This window comes from Martinezella lusitana (assembly GCF_900094565.1).
GTDB lineage: Bacteria > Pseudomonadota > Alphaproteobacteria > Rhizobiales > Rhizobiaceae > Rhizobium > Rhizobium lusitanum.
In genome coordinates, this window is the sequence record NZ_FMAF01000047.1 from 15,824 (window position 1) to 33,504 (window position 17,681).

The window sequence follows — 17,681 nt, forward strand, 5'->3', positions numbered from 1 at the left end:
TTAGCCCCGCCGCCTGGGGCATAACGCTGGTGGCTGTTCCGTTAATCCGATCATCAAGTATTTTTGATAAAAAGTCACCAGAAGCTCCAATCCGAAATTCGATTTAGTTCTAACTGCCGCATTGGTCGATACAACAACGTATCACTGCGTAAGTTAATGAATTAATTCGCTGAACAGTTGATCCGCCGATACTTCCACTCAAGGGCGCCGCAGCCCCAGACGATGCCGATCAACATGTAAAGATGGCGCCAGTCGCGAGCGGCCGCTCCATGGACATCATGAAGCCGATGCCATGGCGTTCGAAACGGCCGAGCTTGCCGTCGCTGTCGATTTCGCCCCGGCAAACATTGTCCTCCCATCGGAAAGCGCCGCGGTCATGGCAGGCCATGAGGATGCCGAAGACAGCATATTTCACGCGACGCGTTGGATCTCTGGACGACCGAGTTCAGTCATCCGGTTGAGAACATGGACGCCGATCTTGGCCTCTGCTTTCTGGTTGTCAAAGTTCCTCGCTTTGAGATTCGGTTCATCTAAGTCTCCACTAGGCTGCGCTGAACAGCCTGAAGCCGTGTTGTCGTGTCAAGCTGCCGACTGGCCGCGGCGGCCGTCCGGATTCGAGAGAGCGAATGGCGATGGAGATCCGCGAGATCTATGTGCCGTTATGCCGAATTCGGCATAATGGGATTTATCCCGAGCCGGAGACTATGCCGAGCCGGTTCCCCAAAGCCCGAGATTTCCGGTAAAGCCGGACAGCAAGTTCGGCATAATATCCAACCTTCGCTATTACAAATTTAGCGGAGCCGAGCATGACCACGACACCAGCAAAGAGTGCAATTCTTTCGCAAACTATCGACAATTGGCCACATCAGGCCTGCGTGCGATCCGACACCAACTGTATGATGGATGAAGGTTATAGGGCCAAAAGCACTCTGCGCCATAACCGGCCATTGGATTGGCAGCAAATCTCGGGACCTGTTGACAATGCGTGTTGGCCGCAGTCTCATGCGTTGGCCTTACCTCCCGACATGAGCTTCGCTTTGATGAACCTCGTTTCCGTTACGCTCGAACACCCGATGCAGTCGGATGTGTCATCTCTCCTGCAGCAATCGGATGCCGTCGCCGCTCTGCTTTACCCAGGGGAATATCGGCGGCCGATCAATGCGGCGTCTTTGGCAAAGACCGACACTTATGTTCTGATCGCCCGTATCGCCGAGAAAGCGGTCGGAATGTGCGTGCTGTTTGACAGAGGTGATTGTTCGGCTGAACTCAAACGTATGATCGTTGACGCGGAGTCGCGCGGCGCTGGTGTTGGCATGGCGCTCCTTAAAGGGGCGGAAGCTCAGGCCATAAAACTTGGCGCACTCACCATGCTGCTCGAGGTGGGGACGCGTAATACGGAGGCACAGCAACTCTATCGGCGCGGGGGCTACAAGCCCTGTGACCCGTTCCCGCCCTACGCGAGAACGCCAATAAGCCTCTTTATGACGCGGCGTTTATCGACAGCGTTTCCTGATAACTGAGCAGTTTCAGACCAAGCGCCCTTAATAAACGAGATGGTCGGTTTGGGCCGAAACCCGTCCTCCAGTGCTTCGAAAATATGCCGAGCTTGCCGCGCGGCTTTACCGGAAATCTCGGGCTTTGGGGAACCGGCTCGGCATAGTCTCCGGCTCGGGATAAATGCCTGATTTGCACATCGATGCGCTCAAGGTGAGGAGCCGGAATTTTCACTGAGTTTGCGCGCATTCCGTCCGACGCCGCAATATAGTTTGTGACATGCGGCGGACGACAGGGCGGCGAGGATGAGGATAATGTGGGGCCGGAGCACCGGTCACTGCCCATCACCAGGAAAACCGAATAGCCTCCAGTTTCCACCCGATGCGAAATCGAATAGCATCTCCCTTTATTTCAGATGGTCAAAGAGAGCATTGGGGATGTCTATGCAGCCGATCGACTACGGCCTCACGAGGGCGGTTGCCTTGGGTATTCTGATTATTTTTCCCGCCGTGTTCTTTGTTTCCTGCTCGACGATCGGCGGAACTCGCGGTCAACCTGGTCCCGTGACCGCGAGTTCCGCCAACGCCAAAGAAAAAGCGGCCGAGCGTCGGCGATGGTCTGAGCGAGTCGAACGAGATAATCAGCTAGATCCAAGCGGGTCGACACCGGGTTCCTATGGCTCTTTCGGTCCCCGTTTCACTTGGTGAGCGCTAGACTGCGTGGGCGATGATTTCGGCTGGAAAGCGATGACGGCGGTAGATAGGCTCACGATCGGTCATGCCCCATCATCGCTCATCAAGTTCCAAACTCCGTTAAGTTTACGATGCCCTTTGAAGTCATCAGAACCAAAGGCCGATGCGACATTTCTCGCGGTGCGTAGCCTATTTCGGATCTTCATAAGTGTAGAGTGCACACATCTCATTGCTGCTTCTCGGTGCCCTTTTGCCATTGAAGACGGCAATTGCCGTTGACTCCGATCCGTCGGCCCAAGACGCAACAAAGGTGACGTCGCCGGCACCGCAGAGTTGGTTGCCATTTTGCAGTTCGGGATCGCCAGGCTCTTTGACACGATAGACCGACGCCGGCACATTCCGACCATCTACGCTGAAGTGATCGGCAACGAGATCAGAGAATTCGAGCGACTCTCCGTTTTCAAACTTGATACTGAAATCGTCCAGCCAGACATCGCCGGTGACGCTCATGGCTGTATTGCTCATCGCTATATAGTGATCTGCCTGTTGGGCGAGCGCTCCAGACGTTGAGAGGATCGTCAGGAGGCTGGAAAGGATGAGGCTGCGCAATTTTAAATCTCGCGAAAATGACATGAGCGGGTTGGCCGACCCCATACATCGCATCTTTTCTCCGGAACGCACAGGCTCATTTTGAGGTGCTTTTAGCCATCGGTGCGCCATGTTCATGGCCCTGCGGCGGGTGTCTGAAGCGACTGTAGTATGAGGAGGCTGTGAGAGATTTCCAGATCGGATCGACTAAGATGCTATGTTTGTAGCGTCGAGAGTGAATTGACGCTTCCCCCTCCAGGCTACCTGCAATGGCTCTGATGGGTGGACGCCCCCCCGACGGCATCGATGTACCAGAATGGAGACGTTGATCACCATTTAAAGGAGGCGTCCACCCCATCAGAACCTAGTGACAGCATCAAAGAGCAAAATCCATTCACGCCGGGAGCCATGTACCGAAGCCACTATGCTGGCTGGTCTCAGTACAGACAGTGCAATAGTAGCGGTATCGACTTTCGACCTGATTGAAACCGGTTTCCGGTTATTGCTCGGCAGCGCCATCTGGGATGCGAAATTCCGCCATCGCCGGTGATCGAGTAGAGCGGGCCAGTTTGATGCGGCCCTCGGTCAGATGCTCAGCTTCTTTTCACATCTTTGACTTGCATCAAGGATAGAGGCGAAGGGCTGGTTCAACATCGATCCGTTATCGCGGCTGTATCGACAGCCCGGCAGAGGATCGTTCAATGGCGAATATAACCCTGCAAGCTCTTTCCGCGAGATGTTCGGCGGCGCCGACGCGCGTCTCCTTCCCGGTGCTCGGCGTGACCCTCACCGCCCTCGTCTTCGGCGGCTATGCGGGAGCGTTGACCGCTGCTATCTTCAACGTCGTCAGCCCACGTTTCGGCTGATCAGGGGACGGAGCCGCGCACATGGCCGCCGACCGCCGCAGGTTCGCATGGACGAACGCAGTGCTGATCATGCTGGTCGCGCTCGCGCTTCTCATTGCGCCCGCCGCAGGCGTGCAGGCGATGCAGTGCCATGAACACGAGGCCCACGGTCACTCCGGCTCGGCGCAGTCCTCCGTACTCGCGAAGGACGTCCGCGTCCCGCTCCAAGGCGGTCTTCACACTTCTGATCACAAAGCCTGCTGCGCGGTGCAGTGCGGCTTCTGTATCGTGCTCGCCAGCGCGGACAGGATAGAGGCTCCCGCAGCCATAGGCTCCTTCCTTTGTTTTTCGTGGGGCGACCAGACTGGTAGCGGTCTGGCCCTGCCACCCACGCTCGGTCCTCCTCGTCTTCCGGTCTGAGGATTCCGGAGGCTGCCTTATTGCTGCGTCCGGTCGATTCCACGGGCTTCCATCCCGATGCCCAAGACCAATGATCGGCTGAGCCGATCCGGAAACAGGACCAATACTATGAAACGCCGTGACTTTCTCAACGGCCTGATGGTGGGCGCAGCAGCGCTCGGCACATCGGCCGCCCTTCGTCCCATGCGCAGCTTGGCGCAGGATTCCGCTGTCAAAACATCTCCTGCGCCGCGCCGCTTATCTGTCGGCTACCGGACCATCGACATCAAGGGCAGATCCGCCCGCGTCTTCGGTCTCGTCCAACCCGACGGAACGTCGGGGCTGGCGTTGGATGCCGGCACCGAATTCGACGTCGCGCTGTCGAGCAGCATCGATGAGCCGACTCTGATCCACTGGCATGGGCTGACGCCCCCCTGGGCGGCCGACGGCGTGCCGGACAATCCCGCAGCGCTCCTGCGACCGTCGGAAACCCGGCGCTACACCTTTCCGGTCGGCGCGGGCGGTACGCACTGGATGCATGCCCACACATTGCAGGAGCAGAACCTGCTTGCCGCCCCGCTGATCGTGCGAACCGCGGACGACCTGAAGCGGGACGAGCAGGAGGTCGTCGTCCTGCTGCACGACTTCTCCTTCCTGCCGGCCGAGGAACTGCTCGGGAAGCTGAAGGGGAATGCCGCACCCGGAGCCATGCCGATGGACCACGGCGCTATGCGGGGCATGGGCGGTATGCAGCACATGATGTCCGGCAACGACATGGCGGGCATGGCCATGCCGGGAGCGGCCGCCATGGACCTCAACGACATCGACTACGACGCCTATCTCGCCAACGACCGTACGCTCGACGACCCCGAAGTCGTCAAGGTCGAAAAGGGTGGCCGCGTCCGCCTTCGGATCATCAACGGAGCGACGGCGACCGCCTTCACCATCGACATCGGCGGCCTTTCCGGCGAGTTGATCGCCGTCGACGGGCAGGGCATCGAACCCATTGTAGGGACGTCGTTTCCGGTCGCCATGGGCCAGCGTCTCGACATCCGTGTGAGCCTACCTGGGGAAGGTGGCGCCTTTCCCATCCTCGCTCTTCGCGAAGGCGCCGTCGATCGTACGGGAATCGTCCTGGCCACGGCAGGTGCTGATGTCCGCAGGATTCCAGCCGCGGGTGATGCGAAGGGACCGGTCCTCGGTCTCGACCTTGAGCAGCGCCTGCGACCTATCGGCCCGTTTGCCTCCCGTGCGGCGGACCGCCGCTTCGAGCTTTCGCTGACGGGCGACATGGCCGCCTATACCTGGGGTATCGATGGAGCGGATGGTCTCGTCGTCAAGCGCGGCGAGCGGATCGAGGTGACGATCGCCAACGCCTCGATGATGGCGCATCCGATGCACCTGCATGGGCATCATTTCCAGGTGGTCGCCATCAATGGGACGCCTATAGCCGGCGCGGTCAGGGACACGGTCCTGCTGCCGCCGATGGCGAGCGTCGTCCTGGCCTTCGATGCCGACAATCCCGGCCGCTGGCCGCTTCACTGCCACCACCTCTATCACATGGCGACGGGCATGATGGCCTACGTCACCTACGACGGCATCGGCTGACGCGGTCCATCGGTTCGCGAAGCCTTTCCCCGAACTCCTTTGAACGAGACACCGTCATGAACGACAATCATTCCTCATCGGCCTGGAGCACCTATAGCAGGACCGTCTTCATCGCCTTCGCCATGATCGCCCTGGGGCTCATCGCAAACGAGCATCGCGTGCACGTCCTCGGCATCCTGCCCTGGCTCCTCATCCTCGCCTGCCCGCTGATGCATCTGTTCATGCATCACGGTCACGGCGGTCATTCCGGCCATTCCGGCCACGACCATGCCAGCCATCAGGCCGGCCCCGTCCAGCCGAAGAAGGAGGCAGACGATGTCTGACACCCCGGCCTACGGGCTCTGGAGCCTCGTGATCATCAATTCGGTGGTGTTCATCGTCTTCGCGGCGAGCTTCATCAAGCTCGAAACGAAGCAGGACTGGCGTTCGCTCGGCGCCTTCTCCGCCTTCATCGTCGCGCTCTTCACGGAGATGTATGGCTTCCCGCTGACCATATACCTGCTGTCCGGCTGGCTCGGGCGGGAGTTCCCCGGCGTCGACTTCTGGTCGCATGACGCCGGCCACCTGCTTGAGACAATGTTCGGCTGGAGGCTCGAGCCGCATTTCGGGCCGTTCCACCTCGCGAGCAACGTCCTGATCATCGCCGGCTTCTGGCTGCTCGCCTCGAGCTGGCACGTGCTTTACGCCGCCCAGCGTGACCACCGTCTGGCGACCATCGGCCCCTATGCTCGCGTCCGCCATCCGCAATACGACGCCTTCGTCGTCATCATGTTCGGATTCCTGCTGCAATGGCCGACCTTGGTGACGCTCGCCATGTTCCCGGTTCTCGTCTGGATTTATGTGCGCCTTGCGAAGCGGGAGGAGGAGGCCTCGCGCGTCGAGTTCGGAACTGCGTGGGACGCCTATGCCAGGGCCGTTCCCCGCTTCATACCGCGGCTCGACCGCGGAACAGAGGCCGCCGGAAGCCATCGTGGAGGAGCTGTCCGTGACTGATCATCACATTCACGAAGGCCATGACCACGGTCACCGCCACCACAATGAGAAGAAACCCGACGCCCAGGTGAGCGTCGGGCCGGCGGGTCAGGAGAGCGTGATCTATACCTGCCCGATGCATCCCCAGATTAGGCAGCTCGGTCCCGGTACCTGCCCGATCTGCGGCATGACGCTGGAGCCGGAGGTCGCGACTGCGGCGACGGGGCAGAGCGCCGAGGTCGTCGACATGACCCGGCGGTTCTGGATCGGCCTGGTCCTGACGATGCCCGTCCTCGCGCTGGAGATGGGTGGGCATCTCACCAACCTGCACATGCTGCTCGGCGCACAGGTCTCCAACTGGATTCAGCTCGTGCTGGCGACGCCGGTGGTGCTGTGGGCGGGATGGCCGTTCTTCGAGCGGGCCTGGGCTTCGCTCGTCAACCGAAGCCTCAACATGTTCACTCTAATCGCGATGGGAACGGGCGTCGCCTGGGTCTACAGTTTCGTCGCCACGACCGCGCCTGACATCTTTCCGGACACCTTCCGGGCCGCCGACGGTTCCGTCGCCATCTACTTCGAGGCGGCCTCCGTCATCGCCGTCCTCGTGCTGCTGGGACAGATTCTGGAACTAAGGGCGCGGGAGCAGACGGGCGGCGCTATCCGGGCGTTGCTCGACCTCGCGCCGAAGACGGCGCGCCGCATCCGGGAGGACGGTTCGGACGAAGACGTCGGGCTGGACGTCGTCGTTGTCGGGGACCGCCTGCGCGTCCGGCCGGGTGAGAAGGTGCCCGTCGACGGCGAACTGGTCGAGGGACGCAGCTCCATCGATGAATCCATGATTACCGGCGAATCCATGCCGGTCACCAAGGAAGTCGGCGCCAAGCTGATCGGCGGCACGCTCAACCAGAGCGGCGGCTTCGTCATGATGGCCGGCAAGGTCGGGCGCGATACCATGCTGGCGCAGATCGTGCGCATGGTCGCGGACGCCCAGCGTTCCCGGGCGCCGATCCAGCGCCTGGCCGATCGGGTCTCCGGCTGGTTCGTTCCCGTGGTGATCCTCATCGCGATCGTCGCCTTCGTCGTCTGGGGAATCTGGGGACCCGAGCCCCGCTTCGCCCATGGCCTCGTCGCCGCCGTCGCCGTGCTGATCATCGCCTGCCCCTGCGCCCTCGGGCTGGCGACGCCGATGTCGATCATGGTCGGCGTCGGACGGGGCGCCCGGATGGGTGTCCTCATCAAGAACGCCGAGGCGCTGGAACGCTTCGAGAAGATCGACACACTGGTCATCGACAAGACCGGCACGCTGACGGAAGGCCGGCCGAAGGTCACCGCACTGAAGGCCGTCGGCGGATTCGACGAGGCCGAACTTCTCAGGCTGGCAGCCACGCTCGAAAGGGCCAGCGAACATCCTCTGGCTGCCGCCATCGTCGCAGCAGCTCAGGAGAGGGGAATTGTCCTCGGCGAGGCCCGCGAGTTCGACAGTCCTGTCGGCAAGGGCGTCACCGGAACGGTCAACGACAGGAAGCTCGTGATCGGCAGCCATCGGATCATGGCGGAAGCAGGCGTCGACCTCTCGGCTCTCGTGGCCGAGTCCGAGGCGCTTCGCGGCGAGGGCGCGACGGTGATCTACGTCGCCGTCGACGGCAAGGTGGGCGGTCTTGTCGCCATCGCGGATCCGATCAAGGCGACGACGGCCGCGGCGCTGCGCTCGCTGAAGGAGGAGAACATCCGCGTCGTGATGCTGACCGGCGACAACAGGACGACGGCTGAGGCCGTGGCGCGCAGGCTCGGCATTGACGAGGTGGAAGCGGAGATCCTGCCGGAGGACAAGGGCAAGGTGGTCGCCAGGCTTCGGAGCGAAGGTCGCGTCGTCGCCATGGCCGGAGACGGGGTCAACGATGCTCCGGCGCTTGCCGCCGCCGACGTCGGCATCGCCATGGGCACGGGAACGGACGTAGCGATCGAAAGCGCCGGCGTCACGCTGCTGAAGGGCGACCTGCAGGGCATCGCGAGAGCCCGCAAGCTCAGCCATGCGACGATGAGCAACATCCGCCAGAACCTGTTCCTCGCCTTCGTCTACAACGCCGCGGGCATCCCCATTGCGGCGGGCGTGCTCTATCCGGCCTTCGGGCTGTTGCTCTCGCCGATCATCGCGGCCGCCGCAATGGCGCTGTCCTCTGTGAGCGTCATCGGCAACTCGCTGCGGCTGCGGCGCGCGGCGGTCGACTAGGGGTCCGGCGGCGCGGTCGCCGGACACGACAATCGGGTACCGGCCCGTGCGGAATGCACGGGGCGGAGGAACGGACACCAACCGAAAGGAGAAACGACATGATTACGAGAAAATTGCCATACGCGACAGGTCTGGCCGCCTTGATCGCCATCGGCAGCGCAGGCCTGGCTATCGCACAGGAGGCCGGAACCGATCCGCATCATCCCGCGAACGCGGAGGCGGCCCCGCCGGCCGGGACCGACGACATGACGGGGCAAGGCCAGAATGGCAGGCCCGGCGCCGACGTGATGCAGGGTGGGATAATGGAACGGGGCATGATGCAGCCCGGCATGCCGATGATGGGCATGCGTGGACACATGATGAAGATCATGTTCGCGATCGCCGACACGGACGGGGACGGCGCGCTGTCCTTCGAGGAGGTGACGGCCATCCACAAGCGTATCTTCGACGCTGTGGACGCGAACAAGGACGGCAAGGTCACGCCTGACGAGATGCAGGCGTTCATGCAGCAGTAGGTTCCGGACGATGACAAGGACCGATAGCAATTCCCTTCGTCCGCTGCCACCATGGTCGTTGGCCGCCTTGCTGCTGGCTATGTTCGCCATCGCCCTCGGCTACGGATTCCTGCTGCCGATCCTTCCGTCCACGATTGCCAGGATTGCCGGGACGTCGGATCCGGCAATCCTGGCGCAGCATACCGGCGTCCTGACTGGAACCTACACCCTCGAGCTGTTCCTGTTCGCACCGCTGTGGGGGCGCTTCTCGGACCGATACGGGCGGCGTCCCGCGATCGTCGTTCTCGCCGCAGGCATCGGCCTCCCGCGCCTCCTGAAGCAGCCCGAGCGGGAGGGGCCGGACGCTCCGGCATCCACAGGAACGTCCAGAACAGCCGCCGAAGAAGGACGCCGCTCGTGAGAGGCGTCCTTCCAAGAAAGTTTCCCCTCTTCTCCGCCTGCCAGGAATCGATGCCAGCATTTCCGGATCTCAAATCGAGGCGCCATGTCACAGGACCAATCCTTTTTCTCTTCGGCTGCGAGCACAGCCGGAACGGCTCGACAGCTCCGCACCTATGGGGACGCCGTTAGCGGATCGCCGGGCCGTTACAAGCTCCTTCTGCTCGTGGTTGGCCTAGCCGTCGTCATCGCCGCGACGACGATCGGCCAGCTTCGGCTGAACGCCTGGTACGAACCGTTCTTCGATGCTGTGAAGAACAAGGATCTGGCCTCGTTCCTCCGGCAGCTCGTCGTGTTCACCATCGTCGCCATCGTCCTCATCTTCCTGAACATCGCGCAGACATGGCTCGACCAATGGACGAAGATCGCCTTGCGCGACTGCGTCACCCGCGATCTCCTTGTCCAGTGGTTCGCACCCCGGAGGGCATTTCTTCTCGCCGGCGCAGGGCCGGTCGGCAGCAATCCCGACCAGCGTGTCCAGGAGGACGCGAGACGGCTGACCGAGCTTACCGTGTCGCTGGCGATCGGATTCTTCCAGTCCACGTTGCTGCTATTCAGCTTTGTCGGAGTGCTGTGGCTGCTCTCCCGCGGCTTCGTGTTCGAATTCGACGGCCGCAGCTTTCAGATCCCGGGATTCATGGTCTGGGCCGCGTTGATCTACGCGGCGTCCGGCTCGTCGCTGAGTTGGCGTCTGGGCCGTCCTCTAATCGAGCTCAACGCGGCACGGTACGCCCGAGAGGCCGAATTCCGCTTCGGCCTCATGCAAGCGAACGAAGCCAGTGACGGCATCGCACTTTCTGGAGGCGAGGAGGGCGAGCAGGCGCGGCTCGAACGCGAATTCGACGGCGTGATCGGGCTCACGCGGCGGATTGCCAACGTTGCCACGAGACTGACGGGCGTCACAGCAGGATACGGGTGGTTCGCGACCGTGGTCCCGATCGTCGCCGCAGCTCCGGGATATTTTGGCGGGCAGCTCACATTTGGCGAGTTGATGGTTGTCGTCGGCGCCTTCAACCAGGTCCAGCAGGCACTGCGATGGTATGTCGACAACGCCGGCAACATTGCCGACTGGCGGGCCACGCTCCAACGCGTCATGGACCTGCGCCAGGCGCTTCTCGCCATGGACCAGGCCGCGCCGTCGCAAAGCCGCATCGCCATTCTCGAGGGCGAGCCGGTGCTGGCCCTCGACGACCTGACCGTGCACGTTGCGGACCGGGCAGTCTCCATCGACGAGCCGCACGTCGCCGTTCTGCCGGGCGAACGTGTCCTCGTCATCGGCAAGCCGGGCACAGGCAAGAGCATGCTGTTTCGCGCGTTGGCCGGGCTCTGGCCCTGGGGAACCGGGCGGCTGCGCCTGCCGCCGAAAGCGGATACCATCTTCCTTCCGCAGCGCCCGTATGTCCCGAACGGTTCATTGCGCGAGGTGCTGTCCTACCCCTGCAAACCTTCCACCTTCCAGGAGGCGGCCTTCTCGCGCGCGCTGGAACGCACGGACCTCCGCCACCTGATCCCGTCGCTGGACCGCGTGGCCCGCTGGGACAAGGAATTGACGGTCGACGAGCAGCAGCATCTGGCCTTCGCCCGGCTCCTGGTCCACAGGCCCGCTTGGGTCGTCAGCGACGAGGCCCTGTGCCATCTGAACGACGACGATCGCAAGATGCTGTTCTCGATCTTCGACGACGAACTGTCGAAGACCGCCGTCGTCAGCATCTCCAGCAACGACGCCCAGTACGGCTTCTATTCCAGAATACTTCATCTGAATGCACAGCCGCGTGCCGAAGCAAGCCCGACGCCGTCGTGATCGGGGGATCTTGAACGAAAGCTTCGACAGGAAAACCCTCCATGTCGAACGACTCTCTCCATGCTTTCGGTAGGTTCGGGAATGCGACCGCGAGATCAATGTCGGAGCAATCATTGCCTTCGCCACGCATAATTGATCCTGACGCAAAGGCGAAACTTGCCTCCGTAAAGCGGTTTGCTAAGCGGTCGCTCGCGACGTCAAGTGCCCATTCAGCCCGATGTCGTTGATTCACGTCTCACTCCAAAGTTAACGATCAGAGCGAGTGCAAAAGAAAACCCCACTCGTGCCCGGCGGGGTTGATCCACTTTATCAAATGAACAGACTTAGTTCACGACAGGACCAACCACCGCACTCGGGCGGTCATGGCGGTCAATGAAGTGAGATGCATCTTGCTCATGTTTCCAGGCTACGCGCACCATATTCTCCGCTCAAGCCGCCACTATGAACGTGATCACCTCTCCAACGCAGGTTTAGCACGAGGTTCGTTGTGACAGTGATTCCGATCGGTTTCGCAGTTCGCCAGAACTGCGCACAACCGGAAAACCGATGCGGTGGTCGCGCCAGCTTAACCCGGCTTGCTCACAGACTCTCACGGCGTGCGATGCGCGTTGATCAATGCTACGTGCCTCGTCGGGGCGGATATCGGCCACCCTCCGATCAGATCATTGATACGCATCAATGATCTGACAGCCCTTGCATGATCTTTAAGATCGAAATCGGGAGCAAGGTGATGAAAAGGAATATGCGAAGCCTATCCCAGGGGGTGTCGTACCGCCCTTCTAGCGTAGCCTCGGGCAATTTGATCTATTGGACGCGAGATTTCAGATTTACAACATAGTCCCAACTATGGGGTCTCTAATCCGTTCGCGAAAGGCCGTTTTCCGGTCAATCTCAAAAGTGGTCCAGCAACTGTCATCGAGAGTGAGTTTACGGACAAGGAGATGGCCGGGCTTTGTCGCGAGCTTTTGTCGAGGTCGCAGAAACGGCTATTGCTGGACACGATTCTGCCGCGAGGCCGCGAATTCCTGGAGTGAGGACCGCCTCAGACAAGCGAAAGACGGTATTGCCAGAAATTGCGGTTTTGAATTGCAGATTTTTCTTTTATGGAGGCTTCCACGAAACAGAGGTCAGTTGCAACTAGGGATTGCAACCTGCAGCGGCGGGTAGTGCTTGCTGGAGAAGTGGCACGACGCCTCGTGTGATACAAGCGCCCGGCGATGCTAGGCTTTTGACTAGAGAGTATGAAAATGGATCAAGGTGTTGATGGTACCGAACTCGCCGGGGGCGCGGTGACCAATTCAAGTAACCAACCCGGAACAAGGGCTCGTTTCGGAAGCACTGATACGCTTGTAAAAATCCACCCTGATCTCAGAACGATCGCACGCTCTCAGATTCTGACGGGTGCCGACTTTTCCGAGGAAGGACGGCCCGATGAGCGGCTCGATATCGTCTTCGAGCAGCTTGCCGAGAGGTTTGGTTTGTTGCCGGCCGTGATCTCCGATGGACGCGCCTGGACATATCAAGAGATAAACAAACGCGCGAATCAGTTTGCCCGCCTCCTCATGGACAAGGGCGTGCGGCCGGGCCAGCGGGTAGGTTTGCTTGTCGATCGATCCGCCGAGACCTATATTGCGCTGCTCGGTGTCATGAGGGCAGGGGCGGCCTTCGTTCCTCTCGCTGCTGCATTTCCCGAAGAGCGGATGGCGCTCATCATCGAAGACGCCGATGTGGAGCTGGTCGTCACCATCGACGCCTATTCCTCTCGCGCCAAACAACTCTCCGTTCCCCTCGTCCTGATCGATGCCGCCGACGCCGAAATCACGGCTAGGTCCGATGCACCGCTGCAACCGAACGCTGTACCTTCTGCATCCGACGACACCTGCTACATTCTCTATACATCCGGTACGACAGGCAAGCCTAAGGGCGTGGTCATAAAGCACCAAAGCATTTGCAACTTTATGCGGGTCGCTGCCGCAGCCTATGGGTACCGGCCGGGTGATCGCGTCTATCAGGGCATGACCATCGCCTTTGACTTTTCTGCCGAAGAGATTTGGGTGCCATTTGCCGCTGGCGCCACAATCGTGCCAGCGCCGGGTCAGCTTACTCTGGTGGGCGAGGAGCTCGCTGATTTCCTGCGGATGAATGACGTTACTTGCATGGCCTGTAGCCCGACATTATTATCCTCCATAGAAAGTGACGTGCCTGGCCTCCGATTGCTGCTGGTCGGCGGCGAGGCTTGTCCTCATAATCTCGTCATGCGCTGGACGAAGCGAGGGCGGCAAATTCTCAACACATATGGCCCGACCGAGGCCACGGTGACCGCAACGATGGGTGTGCTGGTGCCTGAGAGGTCGGTGACCATCGGTGCACCACTGCCCACTTACTCCATCGTCATTCTCGATCCTTTGGTATCGGAACTTGCCGAGCCAGGTGAGTCAGGTGAAATCGGTATTGCCGGCATCGGACTGGCGGCAGGCTACCTCAATAGGCCGGACCTGACCGAACAGAAGTTTATTGCAGATTTTATCGGCCTGCCGAACAATCCGTCGAAGCGCATTTACCGGACGGGGGATCTCGGCCGGATCAACGACGACGGCGAGATCGAATATCAGGGTCGCATCGACACTCAGGTGAAAATCCGCGGATACCGCATCGAGCTCGGAGAGATCGAGGCGGTGCTTCTGGACCAACCCGCGATCGCGCAGGCTGTTGTCACGACCTGGGAGATCGAGCCCGGCCGTATGGAACTCGTTGCCTATTACGCATCGAAGACCGGCCTGCCACCGATCTCGCGTGCCGATATTGCGCGCGCGCTGAAACAACGCCTGCCGGACTACATGGTGCCTTCTTATCTGGAGGAATTGCCCGCGATCCCGATGACGGTCTCGAACAAGGCGGATCTTCGTCAGCTCCCGAAGCCGAGAGGCGTTCGGCTCGCGGCAGAACGAACGGTGGTGCCGCCCCGCAATGACGATGAACGCTTCCTGGCGGAGACGCTTTCGAACGTTCTGAAGTTTGATGATGTCTCTGTGGAAGACCATTTTTTCGACGATCTCGGTGCCAACTCCCTGCTCATGGCTCGCTTTTGCGCCCGCGTGCGCACCCGAAAGGAATGGGCGACGGCGTCCATTCGGGACATCTACCTGCACCCGACCGTGGCGCTTCTCGCACAGCACCTCCGTATCCCGGAGGAGAGGACGACGGCCATCAATGAGCCATGTCTAACCCACCGGGCATCCAATCTTGCCTACTGGACCTGTGGAGCAGCACAACTCCTATTTTATGGCCTCTACAGCTATTTTGGACTGCTGCTTTTCAACTACGGTCTTAACTGGGTATATGACAAGCTCGATGAGCCGCTGTCGCTCTATCTGCGCTGCGCGCTGCTGTCTGGCGGTGTTTTCTTCGGTATGTCCGGGGCCGCGATCATCGCGAAGTGGCTGCTGGTCGGCCGCTGGAAGCCAGAAGCGTTCCCCATCTGGGGCCTGCGCTACTATCGTTTCTGGGTAGTTCAGACCATGATCCGGACCGCACCCGTGGTGCTCTTCCGCGGCAGCCCGCTCTACAGTCTCTATCTGCGGCTTCTGGGTGCCAAGCTCGGACGGAATACCGTTATCGAATGCCGATCCGTGCCGGTCTGCACTGATCTTATATCGATCGGCGACAACACGATTCTGCGCAAAGAATCGATGATACTCGGCTATCGGGCGCAGTCCGGCTATATCCACACGGGTCGGCTGACCATTGGCCGCGATGCCTTCGTGGGTGTCGGTAGCACACTCGATATCGATACCCGGATCGGCGATGGCGCCCAGCTCGGCCACTCTTCGTCGCTCCAGCGGGGACAGAGCATTCCGGATGGTGAGCACTGGCATGGATCGCCGGCGGTGCCGACAACGGCGGACTACTGCAAGGTTCGCAATGTCAGCCTTTCCAAGGCCCGGCGCATCCTTTATGAAGCGGCTCAGCTCGTTGCCCTATTTACGGTCGTGACGCCTCTGCCACTTCTCTTCCACAGCTATTGGGAAAATGTGAGCGACGACTATCAGGAGACCATCGGCATTGTCGCGATCGGCACCACGGTCACGCTGTTCGGTTACATCGCTGTGTCCCTGCTTGCTGCGACATTGCTGCCACGTCTCTTCAGGTTCTTCTTAAAGCCGGGTCGTACTTATTCTCTCTACGGCTTTCACCACTGGCTGCAAGCCACGATCGAGCTTTCCAGCAACTCTCGTATCCTCAACCTGATATTCGGCGATAGCTCGGCGATTGTGCATTATATGCGCAGCATCGGCTGGAAGCTTAACAAGGTGACCCAGACAGGTTCCAATTTCGGAACGAATCAGCAGCACGACAACCCGCTTCTGTGCGAGATCGGCACCGACACCATGGTGTCGGACGGGCTTTTCATGATCAACATGCACAAGTCCGCCACCGCATTCCGGCTGGATCACACCAAGATCGGCGAGCGCAACTATCTGGGCAACAACATCTACTATCCGCCGGATGGGCGGACAGGTGAAAACTGCCTGCTCGGTACCAAGGTAATGGTTCCCATCGACGGGCCGATCCGGGAGAATGTTGGCCTGCTGGGCTCACCGTCCTTCGAAATTCCGCGCATGGTGAACCGCGACAAGGAGCTTATCGCCGGCGTCAACGAAGATGACCGACGCAGCCGCCTGAAGCGCAAGAATCTCTATAACACCATGACGGCGCTCCTCTTCCTGGCAACGCAGTGGGTCATGTTGTTCGCCACGCTGGCGATCTGGGACCGGGCGCTCAACTACTACACCGAATGGGCCGAGATCGCGCTCTTCGCCGCTGTGGTCCTGACATCGGCGATCACCATACCATTTTACATTTTTGTGGAGCGCGCCAGCCTGGGCTTCGGCAAGCTGAAGCCGCAGATGACGACGATCTATGATGTCACATTCTGGCACCATGAACTTCATTGGAAGCTGTCGGACTCGCCGATCACCGGCCTGTTCAGTGGCACGCCGTTCCGGCCCATGATCCTGCGCATGCTCGGCGTGAAGGTTGGACGGCGTGTCTATGACGGCGGCAGCAATCTGACTGAGCGCTCCCTGGTGGAGATCGGCGACGATGCAACCCTGAACGAAGGATGCGTCATTCAGGCCCATTCGCTGGAAGAGGGCGTGTTCAAGTCCGATTTCATTCGGATTGGCAAGGGCTGCACGCTTGGACCTGCTGCCTTTGTCCACTATGGCGTTGTGATGGGCGACGGGTCGGTGGTCGACGTCGACTCCTTCGTGATGAAGGGAGAAGTGCTGGAGCCAAACTCCATTTGGCAAGGCAACCCGGCGAAGCTGAGTCGCTTCGTGACGCCGGTTCTAACAGGATGCGGAAAAAGGCGCTTGCTGCGAGCGGACTGCCGTGATTCCATGCCTCGGTGATTGCTTGGCAGGAGTGGGACATGCGCGGCAGTGATATCCAGACGGCGGGTCTGTTTTCTTATGTGAGCTGCGAAGCCCGCGTTCCAAGCAGCCACCCGCTGCGGCCGATCCGCGCGATTGTGGACGAGGCACTGGAAGTTCTGTCCCCCGATTTCGAGGCGATGTATTCAGCGATCGGCCGCCCGTCGATCCCGCCGGAAAAGTTGCTGCGCGCCCTGTTGTTGCAGGCTTTCTACACGATCCGCTCGGAGCGCCAGCTCATGGAGCAGATGGATTACAATCTGCTGTTTAGATGGTTCGTCGGCTTGTCGATGGATGCACCGATCTGGGACGTCACCGTGTTCACCAAGAACCGCGAGCGCCTGTTGGCGGGCGACATCGCTGCCAAGTTCCTGGCGGCCTTGCTGAGCCAGCCGCGGGTTAAGGCACTGCTGTCGGACGAGCACTTCTCGGTGGACGGTACCTTGATAGAAGCCTGGGCCAGCATGAAGAGCTTCAAGCCCAAGGACGAGACCGATGGTGACGACACCGACGGCAGCGGCGCTGGCAGTGAAGGGAAACAACCGCCAAAGCCCGCAGATCGCAACTCCGAGCGCGATTTCCACGGCGAGAAGCGCAGCAACGCAACCCACGCGTCGACCACCGACCCGGATGCCAGGCTTTACAAGAAGGCTCGCGGTCAGGC

14 protein-coding genes are annotated in these 17,681 nt (G+C 60.5%); 12 read left to right on the plus strand and 2 right to left on the minus strand.

Going from position 1 to position 17,681, the window contains the following annotated elements:
* Positions 1–229: 229 nt before the first annotated feature.
* Positions 230–415, minus strand: a complete 186-nt coding sequence (locus GA0061101_RS39730) for a hypothetical protein (protein WP_092577362.1) — start codon at positions 413–415, stop codon at positions 230–232.
* Between the two features lie 391 nt (positions 416–806).
* Between GA0061101_RS39730 and GA0061101_RS36450 the strand changes: the two genes are divergently transcribed.
* Positions 807–1,520: a GNAT family N-acetyltransferase gene (locus GA0061101_RS36450; RefSeq protein ID WP_092577365.1), complete on the plus strand. Its 714-nt coding sequence runs from the start codon at positions 807–809 to the stop codon at positions 1,518–1,520.
* An 855-nt stretch (positions 1,521–2,375) separates the two neighbouring features.
* On the opposite strand, the gene GA0061101_RS36455 is transcribed toward GA0061101_RS36450, so the two are convergent.
* On the minus strand, positions 2,376–2,840 hold the full coding sequence (locus GA0061101_RS36455; protein WP_245297654.1) for a hypothetical protein: 465 nt from the start codon (positions 2,838–2,840) through the stop codon (positions 2,376–2,378).
* Positions 2,841–3,475: 635 nt separating this feature from the next.
* On the opposite strand from GA0061101_RS36455, the gene GA0061101_RS39735 reads away from it, so the two are divergent.
* The 11 genes from GA0061101_RS39735 to GA0061101_RS36505 all read left to right on the plus strand — a co-directional run.
* Positions 3,476–3,640, plus strand: a complete 165-nt coding sequence (locus tag GA0061101_RS39735) for a hypothetical protein (protein WP_167669632.1) — start codon at positions 3,476–3,478, stop codon at positions 3,638–3,640.
* A 21-nt stretch (positions 3,641–3,661) separates the two neighbouring features.
* Complete coding sequence (locus GA0061101_RS36460; RefSeq protein WP_092577368.1) at positions 3,662–4,039, plus strand: hypothetical protein; 378 nt, start codon at positions 3,662–3,664, stop codon at positions 4,037–4,039.
* 108 nt (positions 4,040–4,147) lie between these two features.
* Positions 4,148–5,626, plus strand: coding sequence for a multicopper oxidase family protein (locus GA0061101_RS36465; RefSeq protein WP_092577371.1), 1,479 nt, complete (start codon positions 4,148–4,150; stop codon positions 5,624–5,626).
* Positions 5,627–5,682: 56 nt separating this feature from the next.
* The gene (locus tag GA0061101_RS36470; RefSeq protein ID WP_092577374.1) at positions 5,683–5,949 is read left to right on the plus strand and encodes a DUF2933 domain-containing protein; all 267 of its coding nucleotides are present in this window, start codon (positions 5,683–5,685) and stop codon (positions 5,947–5,949) included.
* On the plus strand, positions 5,942–6,619 hold the full coding sequence (locus GA0061101_RS36475) for a methyltransferase family protein (protein ID WP_092577377.1): 678 nt from the start codon (positions 5,942–5,944) through the stop codon (positions 6,617–6,619). The genes GA0061101_RS36470 and GA0061101_RS36475 overlap by 8 nt, the downstream gene beginning before the upstream one ends.
* The gene (locus tag GA0061101_RS36480) at positions 6,612–8,828 is read left to right on the plus strand and encodes a copper-transporting P-type ATPase (RefSeq protein ID WP_092577380.1); all 2,217 of its coding nucleotides are present in this window, start codon (positions 6,612–6,614) and stop codon (positions 8,826–8,828) included. The genes GA0061101_RS36475 and GA0061101_RS36480 overlap by 8 nt, the downstream gene beginning before the upstream one ends.
* Before the next feature lie 98 nt (positions 8,829–8,926).
* Positions 8,927–9,343, plus strand: a complete 417-nt coding sequence (locus tag GA0061101_RS36485; RefSeq protein ID WP_092577382.1) for an EF-hand domain-containing protein — start codon at positions 8,927–8,929, stop codon at positions 9,341–9,343.
* Positions 9,344–9,353: 10 nt separating this feature from the next.
* A complete protein-coding gene (locus GA0061101_RS36490; RefSeq protein WP_113102157.1) occupies positions 9,354–9,743 on the plus strand; it encodes an MFS transporter in 390 nt (129 codons plus the stop codon).
* 204 nt (positions 9,744–9,947) lie between these two features.
* Entirely contained in the window at positions 9,948–11,582 is a 1,635-nt protein-coding gene (locus GA0061101_RS36495) for an ABC transporter ATP-binding protein/permease (protein ID WP_167669633.1), read from the plus strand.
* Between the two features lie 1,241 nt (positions 11,583–12,823).
* Positions 12,824–16,996 carry a Pls/PosA family non-ribosomal peptide synthetase gene (locus GA0061101_RS36500; protein ID WP_092577387.1) on the plus strand — a complete coding sequence of 1,391 codons (4,173 nt, stop codon included), beginning with the start codon at positions 12,824–12,826 and terminating at the stop codon, positions 16,994–16,996.
* Positions 16,997–17,016: 20 nt separating this feature from the next.
* Positions 17,017–17,681, plus strand: a 665-nt coding sequence (locus GA0061101_RS36505; protein WP_141694096.1) for an IS5 family transposase, incomplete at its 3' end; no start/stop codon positions are given.